Genomic DNA, 25,854 nt, shown 5'->3' with positions numbered 1-25,854 from the left:
TACAAGGGAAATCTTACCGATCATTGCGTTAATAATATTAAGGAGGTAAAAATGAAAAAGAGAAAACTATTTTGGCAGATGCTGATGTACTTCGGTGTTTTTATTATTTTATTTTCCTCCGTTACCACCTTCCTTTTATACAAAGACAGCAGTGAAGTGTACCAAAAAGAGAGAAGTCAGCATCAGAAAATTCTGCTGGAGCAGGCGAAAGAAAGTATCGATACTAGAATCCAGGTAGCTTTTAATGCCTTGATGCAGCTGCAAAACAGCCAGGAATTTAAAGATTATATTAGGCCAAATCAAAAAAATGAATATTATTACCGAATGCTGCAAGTATTGAAACAGTTGAAAATCAATAATTCTGCCTTTGCTAATTTTGAATATAAAAGCGGGATACTGAATCTTGCAGATAACGTAGTCGTCACACAAGATTCAACGATGAACAAAGACTTGTTCTTTAAGGAATTAGGATTTTCTAAGAAGAATATTGCAGCACTAGAGGAATATGTACATAAATCAACCCCGCAATACGGCAATCATCAAGTCATGATCCTTTCGAACGAAAATAATAGTGATTATTTAACTTTAATTAAAAAGGAAACAAGTTTTCATAACGTAGAAACATTGTTCTTTATTTCTTTTTATGCAAAAAGCTTTTTTTCCTTTGTAGAAGGAGAGGGCAAGGAAGGCTTTGGCCTGGTAACAAAGGATGAAATAAAATATTTGCAGACCGACTTAGAATCCGCCAAGGTGGAGGAGATTCTTGCACCTAAGGAATTAGCTAAATTGGATAAGCTTAGTTTTGAACACGGTTCTGTCACATTGGGTAAGGCAAGGTATGATATTCATCTTACACAGTCAGATATTCTCAGTAATTTAAATTATGTTTATTTTTCACCGAAACCCGCTTTGATTACAGCGATGAAAGAGGTGTATGTAAAAGCCTTTTTGATTGGCCTTTCGTTGTTAGCAGCAGGAATTCTATTAGCAGCTTATTTTGTGAATCGGACGTATCGACCGATACAACATATCATTCATCATTTGTCCCAATACCAAAAATATGAAGGGAATGATGAACTTTCTTTTATAAAAAGTACGACCGATCAAATTAGCACAATGAATGAAAATCTGAAGCAGACCATCGAGCTCAATAGGCTGCCTCTCAAACAGCAATTCCTCAACGAAATGGTTGTAGGACCCATGAACCAAAAAGAGTTTACAGAAAAACTAAACCGCTTTCACCTAAAGGTCAAACAGGAGGACTTGAAGGTTATCATCATTGAGGTCGATTCCAATGTCGTGCTTCAGGAAAGACTTTCTAAAGAGGGGATCCTGACGGTAAAGCAGCAAATCCTTGGCATTCTTAAAAAGGAAATTGAGCCAATGTTTGCCTGTGAATTATTTGAATATGGCTATGAAAAAATCGTACTGATCATACATCAGGAAGATGTGGAAAATATTGTTTCAAAACTGGGAAAATTATTCTCCACGATGAACAGAGAATTAGAGCTTAATATTATTACAGCTGTTGGCCAGCCTGTTGCAAAATTGGAATATATCTATCATTCATTTGAAAGTGCACTGAAAATCTTAGAGAGTAAATTCGCCTTGGAGCGGAATACAGTCCTCTCCTACGAGGATTTTAAATATTTGGATCAGACCAACTTTTATTTTCCGTTTGAAGTCGAACGGAGCCTAATTCAGCTAGTTGTTCAGGGAAACATTGAAAAAGCGGAAATAATTCTGAATCGTGTTCTTGAAGAAAATTTACATTCTAAGAAGTTGACAAAGAATGCACTCTCCCAATTTGTATTTGCGATTAGAGGAACGATTAACCGGATATTGCAGGCGGCCAATAAAACATCAAAAGAGATTTTCGGTGATGAAATTTCCACTTTTCATTTTGAGCTTCAGCAAATTCATGATAAAGACCAACTAGAGGAAAGAATCCGTTTGATCTTTTCCGTGCTGTTAATGCAAATCAGTACGACGGAGAGTAAGGAAGAAACGTCAATTGCGACGAAGTTTTTGAAGTATATTCAGCAAAACTATGAAAAGGATATTTCTCTCCATGACCTCGCTGACGAATTTGGATTATCTACCAGCTATATCAGTACCATTTTTAAAAATCATACCGGTGAAAATTATAAAGATTACTTGAATAAATACCGAATATCCAAAGCACAAGAAATCTTAGAAAATAGAGAGATAAAAATAAAGGAACTGGCCGGAATGGTAGGCTTCAACAATGTAAACACATTCATCCGTACATTTAAGAGATATGTAGGACTGCCGCCGGGACAATATGAGAAAAGCAGTTAATTTTTTGGCATGGAGGGGATTTAAACATCCGGTTCATGCCTTTTTTTATTGGGCTGTCACGTTGATGGACGTGAAAATAGTATATTCATTTTTTTAAAATATCTACAAAACTTTCAAAATGGAAGAAAACAAAACCGCTACATCACTCGTTTTTTAAAAATTAAGTGAATATTCGCATATGTATCTTGAAAAATGAAGATAGAAACCTGACCATCGGTTTTTTATGATGAGAATTAACAGAGAGAAGGAGGGGGATTTTCATTTGGATGAAAGAAAGCGCATTCACTGGGAGTAAACGCGGGAAGGATGGTTGTAGTGAATAGTCCATTGTCAGAAGTAACAGAAACGAGTGTACAAGCAAACCGATCGGAATTTGCTTTGAAGCTGCAGGCCGTAAAAACGATTGTCTGGCGGGATAAATACCTCTATTTAATGTTAATTCCGTTTATTCTATGGTATTTAATTTTCGCATATAAGCCGATGTACGGTTTGCAAATTGCATTCAAAGATTATAGCTTATTTAAGGGGATAACAGAAAGTCCCTGGGTGGGTTTTGAAAATTTTGAACGTTTTTTTCGCAGTGAGTATTTTATCAGAAACTTAGTGAATACGTTTATGATCAATTTTTGGGGATTAATTTTTGCTTTCCCTGCACCCATTATTCTCGCATTACTGTTAAATGAAGTGAAAAATATGATGTTTAAAAAGACAGTTCAGACGATTACTTATCTTCCACACTTTATTTCAGTTGTCATCATCGCAGGTATCGTCACCAATTTTCTAGCGCCAACGAATGGGATTGTGAACATTATCATTGAAAAATTTGGGGGAGAAAAAATCAATTTTCTTGCGATGCCGGAATTCTTTCGCACCATTTATATTGGATCGATGCAGATTTGGAAGGATGTAGGCTATAGTGCCATTATTTATTTAGCGGCTATTGCCGGCATCAATCCGGCCCTTTATGAGGCAGCAAAAATGGATGGGGCGAACAGGTGGAAGCAAATGTGGCATATCACCCTTCCAGGCATGCTGCCAACGATTATGATTTTACTAATCTTAAATCTAGGCAGCTTTCTTGAAGTAGGTTATGAATCAATTATTCTGTTGTACCAGCCTGCTACCTATGAGACAGCTGATGTGATTAATACCTATGTTTACCGTGCGGGTCTTCAAGGCGGAAATTATGAGATAGGTGCAGCGGCGGGCTTGTTTAACTCTGTTGTAAGCTTAATTTTAGTAGTCCTGGCCAACCGTTTAAGTAAAAAAATGACGAACGTCGGATTATGGTAGGTGATGAGATGAAACGATCATTTTCTGAAAAACTATCGTCGATCTTTATTGCAACAATCCTAATTTTGCTATCCATTGTTTGTTTATATCCCTTTGTATATGTCTTTTCCGCTTCATTTAGTTCGGGAAACGCCGTCATTACGGGGGAAGTGTTACTGTTTCCGAAGGACATCACACTTGATTCCTATAAGTCGATCTTAGCAAAAGAGGGGTTATGGCAGGCTTATGGCAATACCGTTTTCTATACTGTAGCCGGAACGGCGTTTAGTATATTGTTGACCATTTGCGGGGCCTATCCCCTGTCGAAAAGCCGGCTAGTGGGCAGAACCTTTGTCGCTTTTTTTATAGCGTTTACCTTGTGGTTTGGTGCGGGGCTTATTCCGACTTACTTAAATTTTAAAGAATTGGGGTTACTGGACACAAGGACAAGTATCATTGTAGGATTTGCGGTTTCAGCCTTTCTGGTCATTCTCTTGAGAACTTTTTTTCAATCCATTCCTGATTCATTAGAGGAATCAGCTAAAATGGACGGTGCCAATGATTTGCAAATCCTGAGGCACATTTATTTGCCATTGTCCAAGCCTGCGTTAGTGACCGTAGGACTCATTTATGCTGTTGGTAAATGGAATAGTTACTTTTGGGCGATGGTTCTTTTAAACGATGAAAGTAAAATACCGCTGCAGGTACTGCTGAAAAAAATGATTGTCGAAATGAGTTTAAATGAGGAATTGACAGGTTCGATGAATGCCGCCAATGCAATGTCACAAGAAACGTTTATTTATGCCACTATTATTGTGTCGATCTTGCCGATTGTGTTGGTTTATCCCTTCCTTCAAAAATATTTTGTGAAAGGTACAATGATTGGCGGGATAAAAGAATAATTTTTTCATCGGGTAGTGAATGAATAGCATCTATAATGAAAGCTTTAGCAGGTAAAAACATGAAAATCGGGGGGCAATAAAATGAAGAAGAGAAAATTAATGGTTCCTTTACTTGCAAGTATGATGATGTTAGCAAGCGGGTGCAGTGATGCGGCTTCCACCAGCAACAAAGAGAAGGATTCGAAAAAAGATGGGAAAGTCGAAGAACTAAAGGTCTTTATGCATGCATCCAATGGGTATTTTATTTTCAATGACGATTGGGCCACTTTTAAAGAAGCTGCTGAAAAGACGGGAATCAAACTAAAAGGTACGGCACCAAAGTCGTCTACCAACAGTACAGAGGCGTTTAACTTGATGATCGCTTCTGGCGAAATTCCGGATTTGGTCCACGGTCAAAAGAAATACTTAAATAAATACGGAATGGAAGGCGCCTTTCTGCCGCTAAATGATTTAATCAAAAAGCATGCACCGAATATCCAAAAATACATGAAAGAGAAAAAGGATTTTTTAAAGGCAAATCAGGGACCAGACGGAAATCTTTATATGGTGCCTTATATTTCCGATGGGCTGGTAGCGGAAACGTATTTTATCAGGCAGGATTGGCTCGATAAGCTCAAGCTTCAAATGCCGCAAACGGTAGACGAGTTTTACACTGTATTGAAAGCGTTTAAAGAACAGGATCCGAATGGAAATGGGAAACAAGATGAAATCCCTTATTTTTCGGAGGACAATATCCTTGGTCTGGGTACGTTATGGGGAGCATTCGATGGACTTTACCTTGAAAATGGTGATATTAAATATGGACCATATGAAGCGAAGTTTCAAACGGCAATGGAAAACCTGTCCAAATGGTATAAAGAAGGGTTAATTGATCCGGAAATTTTCACTAGAAAAAAGGCAAGAGAATATTTGTTAGGTAATAACCTTGGCGGGGCATCCCGTTATTATCCTGGAAGTACAGCAGGCTACAATGATGCCTTAAAGGATTCTATTCCAGGTATTAATTTTATTGTGATGGCGCCGCCTGAAAATGTAGACGGTAAACGAATTGAACCGACGAAAAGATCGGATTATGGAAATAATCTCGGGGTTGCGATTAGTTCACAAATCGAAAATCCTGAAAAGGTTATTAAGTATCTCGACTTTTTCTACAGTGAAGAGGGCCGAAGACTGATGAACTATGGGATTGAAGGCGAAACCTATGAAATCAAGGATGGTAATCCAGTGTTTACTGACAAGGTTTTAAAGGCGAATGATGGGAATATTGTTGAAAACCTACGGTCTTACGGCTCTCAAGTTCCGTTCTCCTTCCATCAAGACTTTGAATATGAAAAGCTATGGATGAATCCAATTGCCGTGAAAGGGATTGAGGAATATACAAAGGGAAATTACTTTGCCGAACAAATTCCGAACTTGACATTTACGGAGGAAGAAGAGAAAGTTCTTACCGATATTGGAACGCAAATTACAACTTATAAAGACGAAACGGTGCAAAAGTGGATCATGGGGTCAGAGCCTGTGAACCTTGAAGAATTCAAAAAGCGATTAGATGAAATCGGCTTTAAAGAGTATATCAAAGTTTACCAAAATGCTTATAAGCGTTATCAAGAAAGCTAAGTTCTTCATTTAAATCGATGACCCTGAGGTGTTAGTTCTCCATTTTTGAACTAACACCTTCCTTACATGCTGAGGATAGGAGAAAAATATGAAATATAATCAAATTCCGATAATGGAAAATCCGCTAAAAACGAGAAAAGATGTTATGGAGGCAATAAGACAGCTTTGTCTGCCATTGGTTGATTTTTACTCAGACGGTAAGTCTTTATTAGATGTTGGAAGAACAAGCGCCATCTCAAGAAATCAAGTCATTCAAATGGAGGGATTTTCACGGCCGTTATGGGGGCTTGTGCCTTTTTGGAAGGGCGGCGGCGAATGTCCTGTTTTAGAGGAGATTTATCTAAAAGGGATTCGAAACGGCTCCAATCCGGACCATGAAGAATATTGGGGACCGATTACGGATGTTGACCAGCGGATGGTTGAGATGGCTGCTCTCTCACTGGGGCTGATTCTCGTTCCGGATAAACTGTGGCATCCTTTAACTGATCAGGAAAAGCAAAACTTATATCTGTGGTTAAATCAAATAAATGAAAAACAACCTGTCGATAATAATTGGCTATTTTTTAGAGTCATGGTGAATACTGCGTTTGATACGTTGGGGTTACCCTATAACCAAAAACTTCAAGAGAAAACGTTAACGAGATTAGAAGAGTTCTACTTGGGAATTGGCTGGTTTTCAGATGGCAAAGCCCCGCAGGTTGATTACTATATTCCGTTTGGGTTTTATTTTTATGGGCTTATTTACGCAGAAGTCATGAAGGATAAGGATCCGGAACGTTCTAAGCGATTTAAAGACCGGGCAAAGGTTTTTGCGAAGGACTTTATTTATTGGTTTTCCGAGGATGGTTCATCGATTCCCTTTGGCAGAAGCCTAACCTATCGATTTGCTCAAGGGTCATTTTGGAGTGCACTGGCATTTGCCGACTTGGAAGTTTATTCATGGGGCGTGATGAAAGGAATTATTCTGCGCCATTTACGCTGGTGGCTAAGCAAGCCAATCTATCATTCAGATGGTATTTTAAGCATCGGGTATGCTTATCCAAATTTAATTATGGCGGAAAAATATAACGCCCCCGGTTCACCCTATTGGGCGCTTAAAATCTTCCTGCTGCTTGCTTTGGACGAAAATCACCCGCTCTGGGCAGCGGAAGAGGAACCGCTGCCTGAACTGGAAAAAATGAAAGGTTTGCTTCATCCGAACATGATTATTTCAAGGGATAGAGACCATGTGTATGCTTTAACTTCCGGACAGTATGCATTATTCGAACCTGCCCACACAGCTGAAAAATATGCAAAGTTTGCTTATTCGACTGCCTTTGGATTCAGCGTGCCAAAAAGCAACTATGATCTGATTCAGGGAGCGTTTGACTCGATGATTGTCTTCAGTGAGGAAAATATGTATTATCGCGGCCGCAGAAAATGTGAAGAAGTAAGGATGGAGGACGCAGCTATTTTTTCACGCTGGAAGCCATGGAGTAATGTCGAGGTGAAAACCTGGCTTATTCCACTGGAGGGGTGGCATGTAAGAATTCATAAAATTCAAACGGAAAGACAGCTTATTACAGCTGAAGGCGGGTTTGCGATTGCCCGTGAAAAGGAAATTAGTCTTCAACACTTCCATCAGGAATTAGTAGATGATGATGGTATTGCTACACTTTGCCCATGGGGTTTTAGTGGAATCATCAATTTATTTGGAGAACGGTCGTCTTCCTTAGTATTGGCTGACCCAAATACAAATGTACTACATTCTTCTACTTCGTTCATTCCTACTTTACACGGACAAATCAACCCTGGCACGCATCTATACGTAACAGCCGTCACAGGTCATGGTGATTCTGAACGTGGAAAATGCCATTGGGAACGTAAGCCCGGGTTCGTTTTAAGAAATGACAATCTGATCATTGTGAGCCAGGATAATAAAGAAGTTTACGAGATTAAGGGAATTGTACCGCATCAACTGTTAGAGGAGGAGAGAACGTGATGATTAATCAAATCAATAAAACTGTTATAGATGAAGGTATTCAGCAAAAAGCTCGTTATGCAAACAGGCCGGCGTTTTCGAGAGAAGAGGCAGAAAACGCTATTCGCCATGTGTTAAAAAAAATTGATCAAAAGCTCCCGCGTTTTACTGAGCAATTTCCAGCCCCTTGTACAACAAACCTTTGCTATGAAGCGACTGAAAATCTTGAGTGGACGCCGGGGTTTTGGACAGGAATGCTATGGCTTGCCTACGAAGTAACGGGTGATATGAAATACCGTGAAGTTGCGGAAATTCAGTTGGCTAGCTACCGGGAAAGAATTGAAAAAAGAATAATGACCAATACTCATGATCTTGGCTTTCTATATACCCTCTCCTGCATGGCTGCATATAAATTGACGGGTAATCAGGAAGCACGGATGCTTGCCTTAAAGGCAGCAGACCTCTTGCTTGAAAGATTTCACGAAAAGGCCGGAATTATTCAAGCGTGGGGAGATTTAAGCAATCCGAAGCAGCGAGGCCGGATGATTATCGACTGTAATATGAATTTGTCGTTACTTTATTGGGCTTCAGGCGAAACCGGCGACCCAAAATACAAACGAGCTGCCTATCAGCATATTCTTCAAGCGTTTCATTTTATTGTCCGCGATGATGCGTCTACATACCATACGTACTATATGAATCCGGAAAGCGGCGAACCAATAAAGGGCGATACCCATCAAGGATTTTCCGATGAATCCTGCTGGTCACGAGGGCAGGCTTGGGGAATGTACGGATTCCCCTTGAGTTATCTCTACACAAAAGATGAACAGTTCCTCTCCGTGAGCAAAAAATTAGCACATTATTTTCTCAATCGACTGCCGGAAGATGATATCTGCTACTGGGATTTGATTTTTACCGAGGGAGAAGAGGAACGTGACAGTTCAGCAGCGGCAATCGCAGCATGCGGATTACTAGAAATGGTCAGACAGCTTCCGATTTTGGATGAGGACCGCAGGTACTATGAACATGCAGCCATAAAAATCATTTCTTCTTTATCAAAACAATATGTCTCAAGTGAAGATGAGGCAGAAGAAGGGGTATTGCTTCATAGTGTGTACAATAAAAATTTCAGCCACGGGATCGATGAAAGCTGTATGTGGGGTGATTATTTTTATTTTGAAGCGCTTGTCAGACTGACGAAAAACTGGACACTATACTGGTAGTTTGAAAGGAATGGGTGGTTTTCATCATGGAATTAAACGGGGTAATCGGCAGGCTATATAACGGAATGGACTGGATTGCAAAGCTTGTATATGTACAATTTCTATGGCTTCTTGGAAGTGTGGTGGGTCTTGTCATTGGCGGGGTTTTTCCTGCAACGATGGCCATGTTTGCGGTACTCAGGAAGATGATCCAACGCGACGAGGAATTTTCCTTTTTCAAGACGTTTTGGACCCGTTTTCGAAGGGAATTTTGGAAGGCCAATGCATTAGGCGGAATCATCACCCTTTTAGGGTTTATCCTATATTTCTATCTCGTTTTTCTAAAGGCACATGGCGGTGCAGTTTCGTTGATTCTTTATATCCTTGTGCTGTCGATTACCTTTGTCTTTTTGATTACGAACCTGTTCTTAGGTCCGGTTTTTGCTCATTATCAACTGCGTTTCTTTCAATATTTGAAAATGTCACTTTGGTTCTGCCTTTCCTGCCCGTTTCATGGGATTTCCATGATCGGCGGGCTTGTCGCATTTTACTTCTTTATTACGTATATCCCAGGCCTGCTGCCATTCTTAAGTGTGAGTTTATTGGCGTGGTTTTTAATGTTCATGGCAAACCTTGCCTTTGAAAAAACAAAACAGGAAGAAGCTGAAGAGAAACGATCAATCTGATATGTTACTTTAGTTAAATATAGGGGAAAAGGGTGATTTTATGAAGGAACTGATGGTAGAAAATAGGAGTTCGGTCGGCTGGTTTACTGATGCGAGATTCGGGATGTTTATTCATTGGGGGTTATATGCCGCAATCGGTAAAGGGGAATGGGTGATGTACGGCCAAAAAATTCCCGTGAAAGAGTATGAACAGCTTACGGAGACATTTAATCCCCATCTATTTAATGCGAAGGAATGGGTAAGTTTGGCTAAAAGAGCGGGGATGAAGTATATCGTCATTACTGCAAAGCATCATGATGGTTTTGCAATGTTCCACTCGAAGGCAGACAAATTTAATATTGTAGATTCGACTCCGTTTGGCAGAGACCCGCTAAAAGAGCTAGCCGAGGAATGTGCACTCCAAGGGATGAAGTTGTGTTTCTATTATTCCCATGTCATCGACTGGCACCATCCTCATTCGATTCATGACTCTGCTAACAATATTTGGGATTATCATTTGGAAGAAAAGGCCTTTTATCACTATTGGAACCGTTTGGTCAAACCACAAGTTACAGAACTTCTAACAAAATACGGCCCCATTGGTCTTATATGGTTTGATACCTCAGGTGGTCTTTCCAAAAAAGATAGTGAGGAAATGGTTCAATTGGTCAAAAGCCTTCAGCCTGATTGTCTAGTGAACAGCAGGGTCAGCCATTGGCCGGATTTTGGAGATTTTCAATCAAAAGGTGATAATGAAATCCCCATGAGTGGGGAAGATACAAAACCTTGGGAAACACCGATGACATTAAATAAATCCTGGGGTTACAGTGCCGGTGATAATCATTATAAATCTACTGATTCGATCATTAGGAAAATGGTGAACATAGCCAGCAAAGGAGGAAATCTGCTTCTTAATGTAGGGCCTGACGAGCGTGGGGAAATTCCAGAATTTTCAGTAGAAAAATTGAAGGAAATAGGAGACTGGATGGATAAAAATGGCGAAAGCATCTACGGAACAAAGGGAAGTCCATTTCCCTATGAGTTTGATTGGGGAGCGGTAACACTAAAGGAAAATAAAGTTTTCCTTCATATTCATAATCAGAAATGGTCATCCAGTTCGTTGTGCATTAATGGCTTTAAAACCAAAGTACATCAGGTCTATATTCTTTCAAATCCTCAACAAAAGATTTCTTTTATGCAGGAGAATAGTGAAAATGATGGAGTATACCGTTTACAATTGGAGCTGCCGGAAGAGCCTCCATGCGAATTTAGCTCAGTTATCGTTTTAGAATTAGCCGAAGAATTAAAGATTGACCCTGCTTTCATTGAACAATCTGGTGTCATTAAACTGGATTTCGGTCATGCAAAAATAGAGAGGGAGCAGCAGCAAAATGCTGCGGAATGGCAAGTGAAAATTACGGAAAAAGGAAAGTATGAGGTTCATCTGATCGCCTATAAAAGAACAGGTGTAGATTGGAAAAATGAATTTGCAGATAGTATGAAAATAGAAATTGGGAATGAGTCAAAAAGCGTGATGCCAAATGAGGATGATATTATTGAAGATTCGGAGACTTGCCAGCATCCATATACCGAAATTCACAGTCATTTAGGAATCTTTGAGATTGAACGACCAGGACTTTACTCCTTACGACTACACTCAAGTAGAGTAAGGGAAAAACCAAAAGGACCGGAGATTTGGCAAGCAGCTGCGGTAAAACTCAGAGCAGTAAAAATGATAAAAATAGAAAGCTGAAAACGAAGGAGGTAGAGTTTAAGATGAAGCCAATGACCGCTATCATAATTGGGGCAGGTGACAGAGGGCTAAGAGCTTATGCTCCATATGCGTTAGAGTATCCGAATGAACTAAAGATTATCGGTGTGGCAGAACCGAATAGTGAAAGAAGAATAAAATTTCAACAAGCACATCATATTTCCAACGAACATTGCTATGAGACCTGGGAAGACGTATTGAATCTAGATAAGAGAATTGCAGATATTGCCATAATCTGTACACTTGACCGCTTTCACTTTAAACCGACTATGAAAGCATTGGAGTTGGGGTATCATGTTCTTTTGGAAAAACCGATGTCCCCTGATCCAGTGGAATGCATTGCGATGGAACAAGCCGCCCAAAAATACAATCGACAGCTTACAATCTGCCATGTATTGAGGTATACAGAATTTTGGGCGACGATTAAAAAGATGATTTCTCAAGGAGAAATAGGTGAAGTTGTATCCCTGCAATTAAATGAAAATGTAGAAGTGATGCATATGTCTCACAGCTTTGTACGCGGTAATTGGAATAATAAAGAAAAGTCGAGCCCGATGATTCTGCAAAAATCTTGTCATGATATGGATATTATTTCTTTTGTGCTGGGCAAGGAGTGTAATAGGGTTAGTTCCTATGGATCCCTCATGCATTTTAAGGAAGAAAATGCCCCCATCGGAGCACCAATGCGATGTTTAGATGGATGTCCGGCTGAATTGGAATGTCCTTTCCATGCTGGTAAGTATTATCTAGGTGAAGGCAAAGGATGGGCAAGGAAATTCACAGAAGACCATACGAATGAAGGTATCATAAAAGCATTGAATGAAACACCTTATGGAAGATGTGTATACCGCTCCGATAATAATGTGGTGGACCATCAAGTCGTCAATATGGAATTCGAGGGCGGGGCAACGGCGACGTTTAGTATGTGTGGTTTTACGAGGGAACAAACACGTATGGTCCAAATTATGGGGACAAAAGGCGAGATACGTGGAAACATGGAAGAAAACAGTATTTCCATTTTTGATTTTCTATCAAAACATGAAACTGTCATTCACTTTAACAAGCCGATTGGAGGGCATGGCGGAGGAGATAAGGGGATCATTCGAACGTTCCTGAGAGAAATTCAAAATGGCAGCAAACGGGATAGTGTTTCTTCCGCATCGGCATCGGTACGAAGCCACCTAATGGCTTTTGCTGCTGAAGAATCAAGGTTAAATCATGGTCAATCGATTGCGATTGATGATTACTATCATAGATTGATTGAAAATATCCAATTATAGTAGTATATTTCAGTGTCTAAAATTTTGTTCATTTTTTAATATGATCACATGTTACTGATACGATCAGGCATGGTGGTAAAGTTGAAAGAAAATCAATTCTTTTGATTCGATACCTCCATGCCTTTTTTGTTTATTTAAAGAGTGTATTAGTAAGATATAAAAATAGGTAAAGGAGATAAGTAGGGATTTTTATGAACAAACGTTCAAAAATGAGATTGTTACTTGCTGTTTGCTACGTGTTTAAATGTATTACTTATCGTCATGTTCGATGCAACACCTATTAAAATAGTGAAAGCAGAAGAATCTGCTCCAACACTGAAACTCGCATTATATAAGCCTGTGACTTATTCGGGGGTTGTAGGTGATTGCGTTTCAAAATGATTGATTTAAAAAAAGAGGTAACACACCATAATCCGTGGTTACCCCTACGAAATATCTTTAATCATATCAAATAGCTTCAGCTCGGTGACATCGATGACGATTTCCTTGGTCGAATTCTTATCAAATTTTTTCAACAAGCTGCTGATTTGCTTTTTTATCGTTTCTACCTCTACGGCGCGTGCTTCCGCTATTTCTTTCCGTTTCATCCCGCTGCAGAGAAGTTTCAATACCTCTAGCTCAGAGGGTGTTAGATTGGCAATGATTTTAAAAAAATGGGTTAAATGATCTTCTGATTTTTTAATTCGTGCGAACTCTTGTCTGATTTTCTCTGCTATAATCGGACGAATCGGCGATTGGTTGTTGGCGGCTGAATAAATCGCTTCGATAATCTCTTCCTTTGGCGCAGATTTCATTAAATAATCGACAATGCCTGTTTGAAAGGCAGCAAAGACAATATTATTATCCTGATGAACAGTGAGCATGACAATTTTGGTATTTGGTAATATTTTATTAATTTCAGAAGCGGCCTTCACTCCGGCCATCTGACTTTCCATTTCGATATCCATTAAGACAATGTCCGGTTTTTTGATCGCCGCATAGGCAACGGCTTCATATCCACTTTTGGCAGAGGCGACTAGTGAAAGGTTTCCGACACTATTGATAATTCTCTCAAGCCGCCTGCGGTGGGCTTCCATATCATCGGCAATTAATATTTGAATGGTCTCCATTTACATCACACTCCACGAAAATTTAATAAGGGGTATTTTTTATACCCTTTTTACAAGCGGCAATAAAATATCAAATTGAGTGAATTTTCCTTTCTCACTCGTCACTTCAATTTTACCTCCATGACCTGTAATCACTTTATGGCAAAAAGAAAGCCCAATGCCCCAATTGGTAATCGATGGTTTGGTTGAAAAAAACGGAGTGAAAATTTCATTCACATTTTCGGAATCAATCCCCGGACCATTGTCCCGAATGGTAACCGTGCCCCATTGATCGACTTCGTTCATCTGAATCCAAATATCGCCATTGCTGCTCTCAATTGCTTCGATGGAATTTTTAAGGATATTATAGATGGCTTCTTGAATTTGATCTTCATCAATATAAACGTAAATATTAGAAGCGGGCTTTTCGTAATGAATGTTCACTTTTAACTTGTTTGTATGGAAACGATCGATTGCTCTTTCAATGGGATTGTTCAAGGAGACTGACTTCATACTTAACGTAATCTGTTTAAGCATATTATTTGCTTCATTAATACTTTGAAACGATTGTTCACAAGAGTCCATAATGAGCTTCAAGCTATATAACGCATCTTCATCATCCGCAAACTTTTCTTGTAAATACTCCGATTCTGAACGAATGGCAAGCAAATGGTTCTTGATAGCATGTGTGAAAGCCCGAATCCCGAGGGAAGCCGTATCGATTTTTTTCTTGGTAATGATATTGATACTGGAATACCTTGCCTCATTCGACTTGTACTTATATACATTGAAAATCATAATGGCGATGGCCAAGAAAGCAATGAGTGGAAAGAAACGATACTCCAATAAATACAGATTGATTGCAGGCTGTTGATAGTTTATATAGCTCTGGCTATAGGTTGTTCTGACAAAGTTGGATGGCGCCCAGTAAAAAATAAATAGGTGTACAATGGTCAGCGGCAGTAAGCTGATTAAATTAAATAAAGTATGATCACGGATATATCTTAGACTGTAGTAGAGGATGTAATGGTAGATAAATAATCCAATACTTATTAGTAAATATGCGATATTTACAACCTGAAATACCAAATCTACAGTGTGGTTGAAGTTTTTGTATTGCGGAAAGATACCAGCGTCTACAGCATAATTTTGGAACCACAGATTGACGCTTGGATCATAGAAAAGATATTGGAATAAACCGATTACACCAAGGACTGTGTAAAAATACCACTGTCTTCTGTTTACCTTTAGACTGCTGACAAACGAAATGGAATAGCTTAAAAAGGAAAAATAAAAAAGAATAATGCCAACATTAAATAACCGAATCAATGTATTTGTATTAAAGTTTTTAAGGACAAGGCTGTTCCATGTCCCCGGACTAAAATCAATAAATTGATTCACAATACTATAGTAATTAAATTTTGATAGGTAGAGTGTAAAAGATATGTAAGCTAAAATCCAGCCTATCGTTAACGTACATAAAAAGAAGATCGAACGGCTATTTAAATTTTTATAGATAAAAGAGATTAAAAAAACAATACAAATTAAGAAGAGAAAAATCACAGAAGTCACTCCTAATGAAATAAAAAAGGGGAAAGAAACTTTCTACTTATTCAAAAAACTGAAAACCCTTACACTCAGTATATAGCAAAATACCAAAAAGGGGGAGAAACAAAATGAAAAGATTATTCAGTTTAATAGCCATCTTGCTAGTATGTTTCAGCCTGCTGGTTGCCTGTTCCAGCGGCGGTACCGAAAAGGGTAGTTCCGAAGCGGAGAAGCCAAAGGATACCAATGAAAAAGTTAGTTTGAAAATGGCGGTATTTCCAGCTGATGAGGAAGTGTTTAAAACAGGTTACGAAAACTTTAAAAAGGATCACCCGAATATCGAAATCACTTTTGAAACTTTTCCACAGCAGCAGTATTATGAAAAAATCCGGATGCAGCTCTCCGGCGGCGAAGGATATGATCTATTCACTGGGCAGATGGACAATATGATTGATACCGGAATCCTGGAACCACTTGATAGCTATATTAAAGAAAGTGAAGTGGATGTTGCCGGCTACGGAACGATGTATGACAGCTTTAAAGCAGATGGTAAAGTGTTGAGTCTGCCTTATCGTAAATCCAATTGGATGCTCTACTATAATAAAACGTTATTTGATGAAAAAGGTGTTGATTACCCTAGCGATGATATGACCTGGGATGATTTCCGCGAATTAGCGAAGAAAATGACAAGCGGAAGCGGAGAAAGTAAAGTATACGGTGCTTATCTGCAGCAATGGCCGCAAACATGGTATATGAGTGCTGTTCAAGACGGTGCCTCCATCATTGATAAAGATTTAACACCATTTAAGGATGCCTTACAAATTAGGATTGACCTTGAAAAAGACGGCTCGATCATGAAGTGGTCAGAACAGGTAACAACCGGAGCTCATTATAATGCAGCCTTCCAAAAAGGTAATATTGCCATGAATCTGATTGGCGATTGGCATGTTGCTCAGCTTCGCCAGGCTGAAACAGAAGGAAAATTAAATTTTGATTGGGACGTTGTGCCAATTCCACATCCAGAAGGTGTTGCGAAGAATACGTCACTCGCATTACCTGTTTCTATCATGATGAACAAAAACACGAAGCACCCACAAGAAGCCTTTAAGTTCCTGCAATACATGACGGGTAAAGACGGTGCAGAACTGCTAGCTTCACAGGGTTATTTAACTGGTTATATGGATGAGGATGTTGAAAAGGCGTACCTTGGCGATGGAACACAAAAGCCAGAAAACCTTCACTATTTCTTGGAAACAAAAGAATACCCTGAGTACCCTATGCTCCCTGGAGTAAAAAATATTGTAGCAGAACAAATCTTTAAGCAAGAAGGAGAACTGGCTTTACTTGGTCAGAAATCTGTTGATGATGCGATCAAAGAGATTACGAAACGTGTGAAAGATGAATGGGCAAGTAAGTACGGAGATAAATAAAAGTGAAAAACGAGGCACTGCTGCTAGATTGAAACTCAGCGGTGCCGAGTTTTTTCATAGAAAGGACTGACATTATGAAGCAAAAAAGAAGGTCATCATCTACAACGATTCGACGAAACCGTTTGGTCGCTTATACATTTCTATTACCTAATATCATCGGTTTTCTCTTATTTATCCTTATTCCGGTTATTGCCTCTTTTTTTATGAGTTTTACATCATGGAATGGCTTTGGAGTGATTGAATTTGTAGGAATAGAAAACTACAAGAATCTATTACATGATGCGAATTTCCGGATTTCATTTATTAATAGTATTCTTTTTACCTTAATCTCTGTTCCCGTTACCTTGTTTCTATCCATCTTAATTGCTATTGCCTTAAATCGAGGAATCCGCTTTGTAAAGGTATTCAGGACTGCTGTTTTTTTACCGTATGTTACAGCAACGATTGCCGTTGCGGCAGTCTGGCAGTTGATTTTCAACCCAACAATGGGTCCGATTAATGGAACATTGATGAAGCTGGGCATCGACGCTCCCCCTGGCTGGCTGTCTTCGCCAAGCTGGGCATTAGTATCCGTCTCTGTGGTCTATATTTGGCATTCAGTTGGCTATTATATGATTCTCTTTTTGGCAGGACTGCAAAATATTCCTGATCACCTTTATGAAGCGGCTGAGTTGGACGGTGCGGGACCAATCGCGAAGTTTTTCAATGTCACTTTACCAAGCCTGTCACCCGTTATCTTCTTCACCATGATTATTGGGGTCATTAATTCCTTTAAAGTCTTCGATTTAATCTACGTGCTGACAGGCGGGGGACCTGGAAGATCGACGCATGTTCTTGTGTACGATATTTACAACACCGCCTTTAAGCAATTCGAGTACGGATACGCATCGGCCATGGCGTATGTGCTATTCCTGCTGATTCTCATCTTCTCCTTTATTCAATTTAAAGGACAGAAAAAATGGGTGAATTATTAATTTGCCTGGACTACCTATGAAAATGAAAGGAGCTGAAGTGGTAAATGAATATTGCAACCGGAACGAAAACAGAAGCTGCCATTTATACACCTGCACCCAAAGCACGTAAAATATCAATCAAGCAAATTTTAAAATATCTTGCGATAATCATCGTTTCATTGATGATGGTTCTGCCATTTGTTTGGATGCTCTCTGCATCCTTGAAAGCAGAATCGGAAATCTTCGGTTTTCCGATTAAATGGATACCGGAAACCTTACATTGGAGTAATTACAAAGATGTTTGGACAAAAGTACCCTTTCACATTTATTACTTAAATACATTGAAAATTGCTGTCATCACAACCATTTTAGTGATTATCAACAGTTCGCTTGCCGGTTATGCTTTTGCCAAAATTAAATTTCCGGAAAGCAACCGTTTGTTTTTCATCTATATTGCTACGATGATGATCCCGTATCAGGTTATGATGATTCCACAATTTATGCTGATGAAGGAGCTAGGATTGGTCAATTCGCACTGGTCTCTCATTTTACTGGGAGCCTTCAATCCCTTTGGCGTTTTCTTATTCCGCCAATTTTTCATAAGCATTCCAGATGAGCTGCTTGAGGCGGCAAGAATTGATGGTCTGAATGAATTCGGCATTTATTGGAGAATTATTTTACCTTTGTCAAAACCAGCGATTGCGACGTTAGTTATTTTTTCTTTCATGCATTCCTGGAATGATTTCTTAGGGCCTTTGATTTATCTTACTTCCGATCATTTATACACGCTGCAGCTTGGAATTCAGCATTTTATTACGGAATACAACACAGAATATGCGTTGCTAATGGCTGCTGCTGTTTCAGCCATCGTGCCAACCATCATTGTTTACTTCTTAGCTCAAGACCACTTTATCAAGGGAGTTGCCAATACCGGAATTAAAGGATAAAAGGAGCGAATCGAATAAACATGAAAAAGACGCGAAAAAAAGGATTGTCACTCTTTATCATTTTTTCATTACTAGTAGCCATGACCGCCAATGTGCCGTTTACCTTTGCCAATGAATCTACTTTACTATTGAATACCGGTTTTGAAGAAACGGAGGCGCCAAAATCAGGCTGGGATCAATTAGGTGCTCTAAAATGGGGTGTCTGGAAACCTACCGGAAGCCCCGTCGTTTCCATTGCTAAGGATGCAAGCCGGTCGGGAGAGTACGGTTTAAAAATCACTGCGGATCAATCTGCTAGAGCTGCCGTGTCACAGGATGTACCTGTTCAGGGCGGGCAGACGTTTCAGTTAAGCACCTGGCTAAAGACAGAGAATATTGTGAGCGGTCAAGGGGCACGGATGAGGGTTGCTTTATATGAAGGAGGCGTGCAGCTTGGTTTACTTTATTCCTCAAGACTAACCGGGACCCACGATTGGTCGCAAATTAAAATGGAGGTTAAGACTCCTGTTAATGCCGATAGCATCAGGGTACAGCTTTTCTTTGAAACGGGAACGGGTACTGCCCTGTTTGATGATGTTTCACTTGAGCTCATCCAGCCGGCCACGTCCATTTCTATCGAAGAAAGTGAACTGACCATCAAGGCGCAGGAAACGGGTTTATTGCATGCAAAGATGGTTCCTGCTAATGCCAGCTCCAAATTATCTTGGGTTTCGGCAGATCCATCGATTGCCACAGTGGATAACGGTACCGTAACGGGAGTAAATCCTGGTGAGACAACGATTATGGCTTTCACCGATAACGGCCTTACTGCAGCTAGTACCGTAAAGGTTATCAAAAATGGTGGAATTGAACTACCGGCGGCGACCGAGCTGGACCTAGAGCCAAAGGAACTCAAGCTTGAATCAGGTCAAGTCCGATTGCTTCAGGCAATCATCGCACCAGCAAATGCTGATACAGAAAAGCTGGTGTGGAGCTCTTCTAATGAAACAGTTGCTACTGTTCAAAATGGTCTTATTGAAGCGAAATACCCGGGAACTGCTGTAATTACCGTAGAAACGGAAGATGGCAGATTAAAGAGGGAAAGCCAGATTACCGTCACCGACGCGGTCCAAGATGAATATGTTCAACTTCGGGAAAAGTGGAAAAGCCTGATGACTGGACTTGATTCGTATGACCCGTCGAATGAGCGGATGAACGAAATGATTAAGAATCAGACAAAGTCAGCGGAAAACCTTTGGAGAACAATGTTTAAAAATAACGATCGTTCATTCTTATGGATTAACTTTGCAAGCACTGACAATTCTGCTGATATTCGCGACAGCTACCGGAATCTAACGACCATGGCCAAAGCATTTACCAATGAACAATCCAGCCTTTATCGAAATCCGCAATTGTTAAAGGATATCACGGAGGCGCTTGAATGGCTGTACCAACATCGCTATAACGAAACTATTGCTCAATATAGCAATTGGTGGCATTGGGAAATCGGTGTCCCAAATGAATTAAACAGTTTAATGGTTCTTCTTTACGATTATTTGGATCAAGAGCGTATTCATCGTTACTTGAAAGTAGTCGACCACTTTCAGCCAGATCCAACGAAATCCGGAGCTACCACCCCTGAGAAATACCGGGAAGCTCTTGGCGCCAATCGAATTGATGTCAGCAAGGTAGTCGGTGTGCGGGGAGTGATTGTGAAGGATGCCGCAAAAATTGCTGCTGCAAGGGATGCCTTAAGCCAAACCTTTGAAAACGTGACAGAAGGAGACGGTTTTTATGAAGATGGCTCCTTCGTCCAGCATGAAAATATCGCCTATAACGGCTCATACGGCATTGTTTTAATTGAAGGCTTGACTGACATGCTTGAACTCTTAAGTCATTCTACTTGGCAAGTGACGGACCCTAAGGTTACCAATGTTTATGACTGGATTGAAAATGCCTATGAACCATTTATGTATAAAGGTGCTTTAATGGACATGGTGAGAGGAAGAGCCATTTCACGTAATTTCCTTCAGGATCATCAGGCTGGTCATACCATTATCAAAAGTGTCATTCGAATGGCGCAATTTGCTCCAGAGCCTTATGCCCAAAAGTATAATTCCATGGCAAAATACTGGCTAAAAGAAGATACGTACCTGGATTATTTTAAAAACGCGGGCAACTTCCGCGATATGACTCTTGCAAAGCAGCTTTTGGAAAAACAAGAGGTAACCCCTCGCGGAGATCTGGATTTTCATAAGACCTTCGCCTCCATGGACCGGGTTGTCCACAGAAAACCAGGCTATGCGTTTGGTATCAGTATGTATTCAAACAGGATTCAAAATTATGAAGACATGAATGATGAAAACCGTAAAGGCTGGTATACCGGAGAAGGGATGACCTATTTGTATAATGGGGATCTCGCTCAATATAGTGATGATTTCTGGCCGACGGTGGACCCTTACCGCCTGCCAGGGACAACCGTTGATACGATGAGACGAGCGGATGGAAGTGGCGAGCACAGGTCGCCGGAGTCGTGGACGGGCGGTTCAACGCTTAAGAACTTTGGCGCTGCAGGAATGTCTTATGATGCTTGGAATAGTTCATTGGTTGCCAAAAAGTCATGGTTTATGTTCGATAACGAAATCGTTGCCCTTGGTGCAGGGATTAGCAGCAGTGAAGACCGGAATGTTGAAAGTATTGTCGAAAACCGAAAGATTCGAAACGACGGTTCCAATCAACTGGTCATCAATGGCGAAACGCTGGATTTAAGCAGCGGTCAAAACCATACGCTGGAAGCTAAATGGGCTTTTCTTGAAGGCAATGTCTCAGGAGCCGATATTGGTTACTTTTTCCCAGAAGGTAAAACACTGACGATTAAAAAAGAAGAACGCACCGGTGCATGGAAGGATATTAATTATGGCGGTCCAGCTGAAGCGATCAAGCGAACCTACACAACGATGTGGTTTGACCATGGTGTCCGTCCTAATCAGGATACGTACTCCTATGTTCTATTGCCAGGTTTAAATAAGGAACAAACACACCATTATTCCCAAAACCCTGATATTACGATTTTACGAAATGATTCCGCAGTTCAAGCGGTACAGGACGTAAAAGAGAATATCATTGGCGCTAATTTCTGGATGGATGAAAAGGAAAGTGTTGGTCCGTTAACGGTTTATCAAAAAGCCTCCGTGACCATGCAGGAGAAGGATGGAGTCCTTGAGATTGCTGTTTCGGATCCGACGATGGAGAACAAAGGTTATATCGAAATCGAAATTGATGGCAAGGCGTTCAAGATTTTAGAAGCTGATGAAAATATCACGGTAGAAAATACAAAGCCGTCAATCAAGTTGAAGGTCAATGTGAATGAGGCAAAAGGGAAAACGTTCACAGCGAAATTGAAAATGATACCGAGCCAAAAGGGCAACAGCCCGAATTCAATCAGGTAATAAGGAGAGGGAATAATGGAGAGTAAACAGCAGCCGAATCTTATTTATATTTTTGCAGATCAATGGCGGCGGCAGGCGGTCGGTTATGAAGGCGAAGATCAAGTTATCACCCCTGCGATTGATGCTTTTGCCGAGGAGAGTGTTGTTTTTTCTAATGCTGTCACCTGCTCTCCATTATGCTCGCCTCACCGGGCATCGCTCTTGACAGGGCGGTATCCGATGAGCACCGGGGTGTATACCAATTGTAAAATTGGCGCCGATGTTATGCTGCGTCCTGAGGAAACTTGTATAAGTGATGTGCTCCTAGACTCTGGCTATCAGACGGGGTATATCGGGAAGTGGCATCTTGATTTACCAGAACTAAATGTCACAGATGAACCCGAATCAGGTGCAAGGGATTGGGATGCGTATACTCCTCCCGGACCAAAGAGGCATGGTTTCCAACACTGGTATTCCTACGGGGCATGGGATGAGCACCTTGCCCCTCATTACTGGAAGGATAGCCCGGAGAAGATTCAAGTGAACCAATGGTCTGTGGAACATGAAACGGACCAAGCGTTAAATTTTATAAAAAATCGCAGCAGTAATCAGCCATTTGCCCTCTTTCTATCGTGGAATCCACCGCACAGTCCGTTTGATCAGGTTCCTGAAAAATATAAGCAGTTATACAAGCGGGAACAAATCGTGCTGAGAGAAAATGTGAACCAAGAAACATTTGGTGTTCATACAGGTGAACCAGTTGATGGCGGTTTGGAGGAATTAAAAGAGAAGCAGCTGAATTATTTTGCCGCGATATCCGGAATCGATGATCAATTCAGCAGGATTCTGCGTTTGTTGAAGGATGAGGAGCTCGATGAGAATACGATTGTTGTTTTAACCTCGGATCATGGAGAAATGATGGGCTCCCATGGTTTAATGGCGAAGCATGTCTGGTATGAGGAATCGATTGGTGTCCCTTTTTGTATTCGCTGGCCAAAGGTGTTACCGCAAACCAGAACGGATGTATTGCTTAATAGTGTTGATATTATGCCGACACTGCTAAGTTTGCTTAGGCTTGAATTTCCCCACTCTGTAGAGGGAACTGATTTATCTAGTTTTATGATTGAGCAACGAAGCGGGGGACCTGAAGCGGCCTATCTCTCCGGATACCCTGGTCGTAAAGAAGCGATTGAGGCGTTCCGCGAGGCAGGTTTGGATAACCGCGCTTATGGATGGAGAGCGGTTCGAACGAAGCAATATACTTATGTTATTCATCATGGCTATGCCCCTGGTGAGGAGAGTATTCGATTATTATACGATCTAGAAAAAGATAAATTTCAGCTCCAGCCTGAAAAAATAGAGGACTCCCTCAACCATCCTATTACAAGCGGGTTGGAACAGAGGCTTCGTACCTGGCTTAAAGATATGAAAGATCCTTTTTTATTAGAGTAGGTTAATTCCAAGTTCATGGAGTCCGAAAAATGGTGAAGTTCGGGTGAAATGGTCGTCATGAAGGATTTATGAAGCCCGAAAAGTGGTGAATTCAGAAAAACGGTCTTCATGGAGGTTTCATGAACCCAAAAAAAGAGCAGAAAACCGACTTCATGAATAATCATGAAGCCCGAAAATAGTTAAATCATAGATTATGAGGTGAATGAACATGACGGTATTTGTTGATGAAATAAAGAAAGAACAAATCCAGAATATAGAACGGTTTGAGGCTGCTCCTGCTGTTGACCGAGCTTTTGTTGAAAAAGCGATTCAGCATGTTTTAGCGAAAATTGATCAAAGTTTAGAAGTTTTCACAGACAAGTTTCCTGATTCCAATAGTGAAAATCTCGTCTATAAACCGATTGAAAACGTAGAATGGACGACAAGCTTTTGGACAGGAATGCTGTGGCTTGCCTATGAATACACAGGTGATGAAAAATACCGCAAAGTCGCAGAAATACAGATTGATAGTTTTAAAGAACGACTGGAAAAGCGGATTGAAGTAGACCACCATGACCTTGGATTTTTATATACGTTGTCTTGTGTCAGCGCTTATAAGCTAACAGGAAATGAAGAGGCAAAAAGCATCGCCATTCAAGCAGCTGATTTATTGATTACTCGATACCATGATAAAGCTGGAATTATCCAGGCATGGGGAGACTTAAACGATCCAGCTCAGCGCGGGAGAATGATTATTGATTGTAATATGAATCTTCCATTACTTTATTGGGCTTCAGAAGTGACTGGAAAAACAATTTATCGAGAAATAGCCGAGAGTCATATTGAGCAGGCAGCGAAATACATTGTCAGACAAGATGCTTCTACTTTCCATACGTATTATATGGATCCTGAGACTGGAAAACCATTGTATGGTAACACTCACCAGGGGTATGCGGATGACTCCTGCTGGGCCCGCGGTCAGGCTTGGGGAATCTATGGATTTCCGCTCAGCTACCACTATACGCAAGACTGGAGTTTAATCGAGTTATCGAAGAAGCTTACCAATTATTATTTAAATCGACTCCCGGAAGATCAAATTTGCTACTGGGATTTAATTTTTACAGATGGGGAAGAAGAGCGTGATAGTTCTGCCGCAGCCATTACCGCATGCGGATTACTGGAGATGACAAAGCATATGCCTTTAACGGATCCAGAAAAGAAAGTTTATGAGAATGCGGCGCTCGTGATGATGCAGTCTCTCTATGAAAACTATACAACGGACATTCAAAGTGAAGCCAACGGTATTCTGAAGCACGCAGTCTATTATAAAGCCGGCGGCCGCGGAGTTGATGAAAGCTGTATTTGGGGAGATTACTATTATTTTGAAGCCTTAATCAGACTGGTGAAGGATTGGAAAATGTATTGGTAAAACTTTAGGAAAAGGGATGAGAAAATGGATGGGAAACTTTATAAATCTATGGAATTTATCATGAATGCCTTTTTGTTAAATCTCCTCTGGCTGGTTCTGTGTCTTCCAATTTTGACGATTTTCCCTGCAACGACAGCGATGTTCGGGGTGGTAAGGGAGTGGAAAAAGCAAAATGATATTCGAATTTTCACTGCCTTTTTTCGCCTGTTTAGGGAGAATTTTAAACAGAGCTTTTTGATTGGTATTCTCTGGCTTGTTTTTACTGGCCTGCTTTTGGGAGATTTAATCATCATCAATCAGTTGAATTCGAGTGTAAAATACATCCTATTTTCATTCTTTTTCCTAATGGGAATCTTGTATTTATTTGTTTCTATCTATATATTTCCTGTCCTTGTCCATTATCAAGTAACGTGGAAAAGTGCGATTAAGAATGCACTGCTCTTATCAATCAGCCGTTTGCATTATACGATTTTATCTATCCTCATCATTGCCGCTTGTCTCGTTCTATGTTTCTATTTTCCAGCGGCCATGATGCTTGGATTCAGCATTAGTGCATATCTTATCTACTCTCTAGTGAGCGGCGGGTTTCACCATGAAAATACGGAAAAAATTTCATAGGGTGGTGTTTTT

At 40.4% G+C, this 25,854-nt stretch carries 18 protein-coding genes; 16 read left to right on the top strand and 2 right to left on the bottom strand.

Annotated elements, in window-relative coordinates:
* The first annotated feature begins 51 nt into the window (after positions 1 to 51).
* The 9 genes from BANA01_RS19750 (at position 52) to BANA01_RS19710 (ending at position 12,991) form a co-directional block, all read left to right on the top strand.
* Positions 52 to 2,322 carry a helix-turn-helix transcriptional regulator gene (locus tag BANA01_RS19750; RefSeq protein ID WP_063254372.1) on the top strand — a complete coding sequence of 757 codons (2,271 nt, stop codon included), beginning with the start codon at positions 52 to 54 and terminating at the stop codon, positions 2,320 to 2,322.
* Between the two features lie 306 nt (positions 2,323 to 2,628).
* Complete coding sequence (locus BANA01_RS19745) at positions 2,629 to 3,615, top strand: ABC transporter permease (RefSeq protein WP_082799601.1); 987 nt, start codon at positions 2,629 to 2,631, stop codon at positions 3,613 to 3,615.
* Between the two features lie 8 nt (positions 3,616 to 3,623).
* Complete coding sequence (locus tag BANA01_RS19740) at positions 3,624 to 4,496, top strand: carbohydrate ABC transporter permease (RefSeq protein ID WP_063254371.1); 873 nt, start codon at positions 3,624 to 3,626, stop codon at positions 4,494 to 4,496.
* Between the two features lie 81 nt (positions 4,497 to 4,577).
* The gene (locus BANA01_RS19735) at positions 4,578 to 6,113 is read left to right on the top strand and encodes an extracellular solute-binding protein (RefSeq protein WP_063254370.1); all 1,536 of its coding nucleotides are present in this window, start codon (positions 4,578 to 4,580) and stop codon (positions 6,111 to 6,113) included.
* 88 nt (positions 6,114 to 6,201) lie between these two features.
* Positions 6,202 to 8,094 carry a DUF2264 domain-containing protein gene (locus BANA01_RS19730; RefSeq protein WP_063254369.1) on the top strand — a complete coding sequence of 631 codons (1,893 nt, stop codon included), beginning with the start codon at positions 6,202 to 6,204 and terminating at the stop codon, positions 8,092 to 8,094.
* On the top strand, positions 8,094 to 9,296 hold the full coding sequence (locus tag BANA01_RS19725; protein WP_063254368.1) for a glycoside hydrolase family 88 protein: 1,203 nt from the start codon (positions 8,094 to 8,096) through the stop codon (positions 9,294 to 9,296). Before BANA01_RS19730 ends, BANA01_RS19725 begins: the two co-directional genes overlap by 1 nt.
* 26 nt (positions 9,297 to 9,322) lie before the next feature.
* On the top strand, positions 9,323 to 9,961 hold the full coding sequence (locus tag BANA01_RS19720; protein WP_063254367.1) for a YesL family protein: 639 nt from the start codon (positions 9,323 to 9,325) through the stop codon (positions 9,959 to 9,961).
* 40 nt (positions 9,962 to 10,001) lie between these two features.
* Positions 10,002 to 11,693: an alpha-L-fucosidase gene (locus tag BANA01_RS19715; protein ID WP_063254366.1), complete on the top strand. Its 1,692-nt coding sequence runs from the start codon at positions 10,002 to 10,004 to the stop codon at positions 11,691 to 11,693.
* Between the two features lie 23 nt (positions 11,694 to 11,716).
* Positions 11,717 to 12,991: a Gfo/Idh/MocA family protein gene (locus BANA01_RS19710; protein ID WP_063254365.1), complete on the top strand. Its 1,275-nt coding sequence runs from the start codon at positions 11,717 to 11,719 to the stop codon at positions 12,989 to 12,991.
* A gap of 425 nt (positions 12,992 to 13,416) precedes the next feature.
* Here BANA01_RS19710 and BANA01_RS19705 read toward each other — a convergent pair whose 3' ends face one another.
* Complete coding sequence (locus BANA01_RS19705; RefSeq protein ID WP_063254364.1) at positions 13,417 to 14,100, bottom strand: response regulator transcription factor; 684 nt, start codon at positions 14,098 to 14,100, stop codon at positions 13,417 to 13,419.
* Between the two features lie 39 nt (positions 14,101 to 14,139).
* Positions 14,140 to 15,642: a sensor histidine kinase gene (locus BANA01_RS19700; RefSeq protein WP_063254363.1), complete on the bottom strand. Its 1,503-nt coding sequence runs from the start codon at positions 15,640 to 15,642 to the stop codon at positions 14,140 to 14,142.
* A gap of 113 nt (positions 15,643 to 15,755) precedes the next feature.
* On the opposite strand from BANA01_RS19700, the gene BANA01_RS19695 reads away from it, so the two are divergent.
* The 7 genes from BANA01_RS19695 (at position 15,756) to BANA01_RS19665 (ending at position 25,842) form a co-directional block, all read left to right on the top strand.
* The gene (locus BANA01_RS19695; RefSeq protein WP_063254362.1) at positions 15,756 to 17,057 is read left to right on the top strand and encodes an ABC transporter substrate-binding protein; all 1,302 of its coding nucleotides are present in this window, start codon (positions 15,756 to 15,758) and stop codon (positions 17,055 to 17,057) included.
* Positions 17,058 to 17,131: 74 nt separating this feature from the next.
* On the top strand, positions 17,132 to 18,031 hold the full coding sequence (locus tag BANA01_RS19690) for a carbohydrate ABC transporter permease (RefSeq protein ID WP_063254361.1): 900 nt from the start codon (positions 17,132 to 17,134) through the stop codon (positions 18,029 to 18,031).
* 44 nt (positions 18,032 to 18,075) lie between these two features.
* Positions 18,076 to 18,957: a carbohydrate ABC transporter permease gene (locus BANA01_RS19685; RefSeq protein WP_063254360.1), complete on the top strand. Its 882-nt coding sequence runs from the start codon at positions 18,076 to 18,078 to the stop codon at positions 18,955 to 18,957.
* A 20-nt stretch (positions 18,958 to 18,977) separates the two neighbouring features.
* A complete protein-coding gene (locus tag BANA01_RS19680) occupies positions 18,978 to 22,385 on the top strand; it encodes a polysaccharide lyase family 8 super-sandwich domain-containing protein (protein WP_063254359.1) in 3,408 nt (1,135 codons plus the stop codon).
* A gap of 15 nt (positions 22,386 to 22,400) precedes the next feature.
* Positions 22,401 to 23,816, top strand: coding sequence for a sulfatase family protein (locus tag BANA01_RS19675; protein WP_063254358.1), 1,416 nt, complete (start codon positions 22,401 to 22,403; stop codon positions 23,814 to 23,816).
* A gap of 208 nt (positions 23,817 to 24,024) precedes the next feature.
* Positions 24,025 to 25,224: a glycoside hydrolase family 88 protein gene (locus BANA01_RS19670; protein ID WP_063254357.1), complete on the top strand. Its 1,200-nt coding sequence runs from the start codon at positions 24,025 to 24,027 to the stop codon at positions 25,222 to 25,224.
* 24 nt (positions 25,225 to 25,248) lie between these two features.
* Positions 25,249 to 25,842 (top strand): YesL family protein, encoded by a 594-nt coding sequence (locus tag BANA01_RS19665; protein ID WP_063254356.1) that lies wholly within the window; start codon positions 25,249 to 25,251, stop codon positions 25,840 to 25,842.
* Positions 25,843 to 25,854: the final 12 nt, after the last annotated feature.

Origin of the sequence: Neobacillus niacini NBRC 15566 (assembly GCF_001591505.1) — a bacterium.
GTDB lineage: Bacteria > Bacillota > Bacilli > Bacillales > Cytobacillaceae > Neobacillus > Neobacillus niacini.
This window is presented reverse-complemented; position numbering and strand designations above follow the sequence as displayed.

Bases quoted from the DNA above. Each gene is read 5' to 3' on its own strand.
- BANA01_RS19680 (WP_063254359.1), top strand. From the start codon at position 18,978: ATGAAAAAGACGCGAAAAAAAGGATTGTCACTCTTTATCATTTTTTCA.
- BANA01_RS19745 (WP_082799601.1), top strand. From the start codon at position 2,629: ATGGTTGTAGTGAATAGTCCATTGTCAGAAGTAACAGAAACGAGTGTA.
- BANA01_RS19730 (WP_063254369.1), top strand. From the start codon at position 6,202: ATGAAATATAATCAAATTCCGATAATGGAAAATCCGCTAAAAACGAGA.
- BANA01_RS19685 (WP_063254360.1), top strand. From the start codon at position 18,076: ATGAATATTGCAACCGGAACGAAAACAGAAGCTGCCATTTATACACCT.
- BANA01_RS19705 (WP_063254364.1), bottom strand. From the start codon at position 14,100: ATGGAGACCATTCAAATATTAATTGCCGATGATATGGAAGCCCACCGC.
- BANA01_RS19690 (WP_063254361.1), top strand. From the start codon at position 17,132: ATGAAGCAAAAAAGAAGGTCATCATCTACAACGATTCGACGAAACCGT.
- BANA01_RS19675 (WP_063254358.1), top strand. From the start codon at position 22,401: ATGGAGAGTAAACAGCAGCCGAATCTTATTTATATTTTTGCAGATCAA.
- BANA01_RS19710 (WP_063254365.1), top strand. From the start codon at position 11,717: ATGAAGCCAATGACCGCTATCATAATTGGGGCAGGTGACAGAGGGCTA.
- BANA01_RS19715 (WP_063254366.1), top strand. From the start codon at position 10,002: ATGAAGGAACTGATGGTAGAAAATAGGAGTTCGGTCGGCTGGTTTACT.
- BANA01_RS19750 (WP_063254372.1), top strand. From the start codon at position 52: ATGAAAAAGAGAAAACTATTTTGGCAGATGCTGATGTACTTCGGTGTT.
- BANA01_RS19665 (WP_063254356.1), top strand. From the start codon at position 25,249: ATGGATGGGAAACTTTATAAATCTATGGAATTTATCATGAATGCCTTT.
- BANA01_RS19670 (WP_063254357.1), top strand. From the start codon at position 24,025: ATGACGGTATTTGTTGATGAAATAAAGAAAGAACAAATCCAGAATATA.
- BANA01_RS19725 (WP_063254368.1), top strand. From the start codon at position 8,094: ATGATTAATCAAATCAATAAAACTGTTATAGATGAAGGTATTCAGCAA.
- BANA01_RS19735 (WP_063254370.1), top strand. From the start codon at position 4,578: ATGAAGAAGAGAAAATTAATGGTTCCTTTACTTGCAAGTATGATGATG.
- BANA01_RS19695 (WP_063254362.1), top strand. From the start codon at position 15,756: ATGAAAAGATTATTCAGTTTAATAGCCATCTTGCTAGTATGTTTCAGC.
- BANA01_RS19720 (WP_063254367.1), top strand. From the start codon at position 9,323: ATGGAATTAAACGGGGTAATCGGCAGGCTATATAACGGAATGGACTGG.
- BANA01_RS19740 (WP_063254371.1), top strand. From the start codon at position 3,624: ATGAAACGATCATTTTCTGAAAAACTATCGTCGATCTTTATTGCAACA.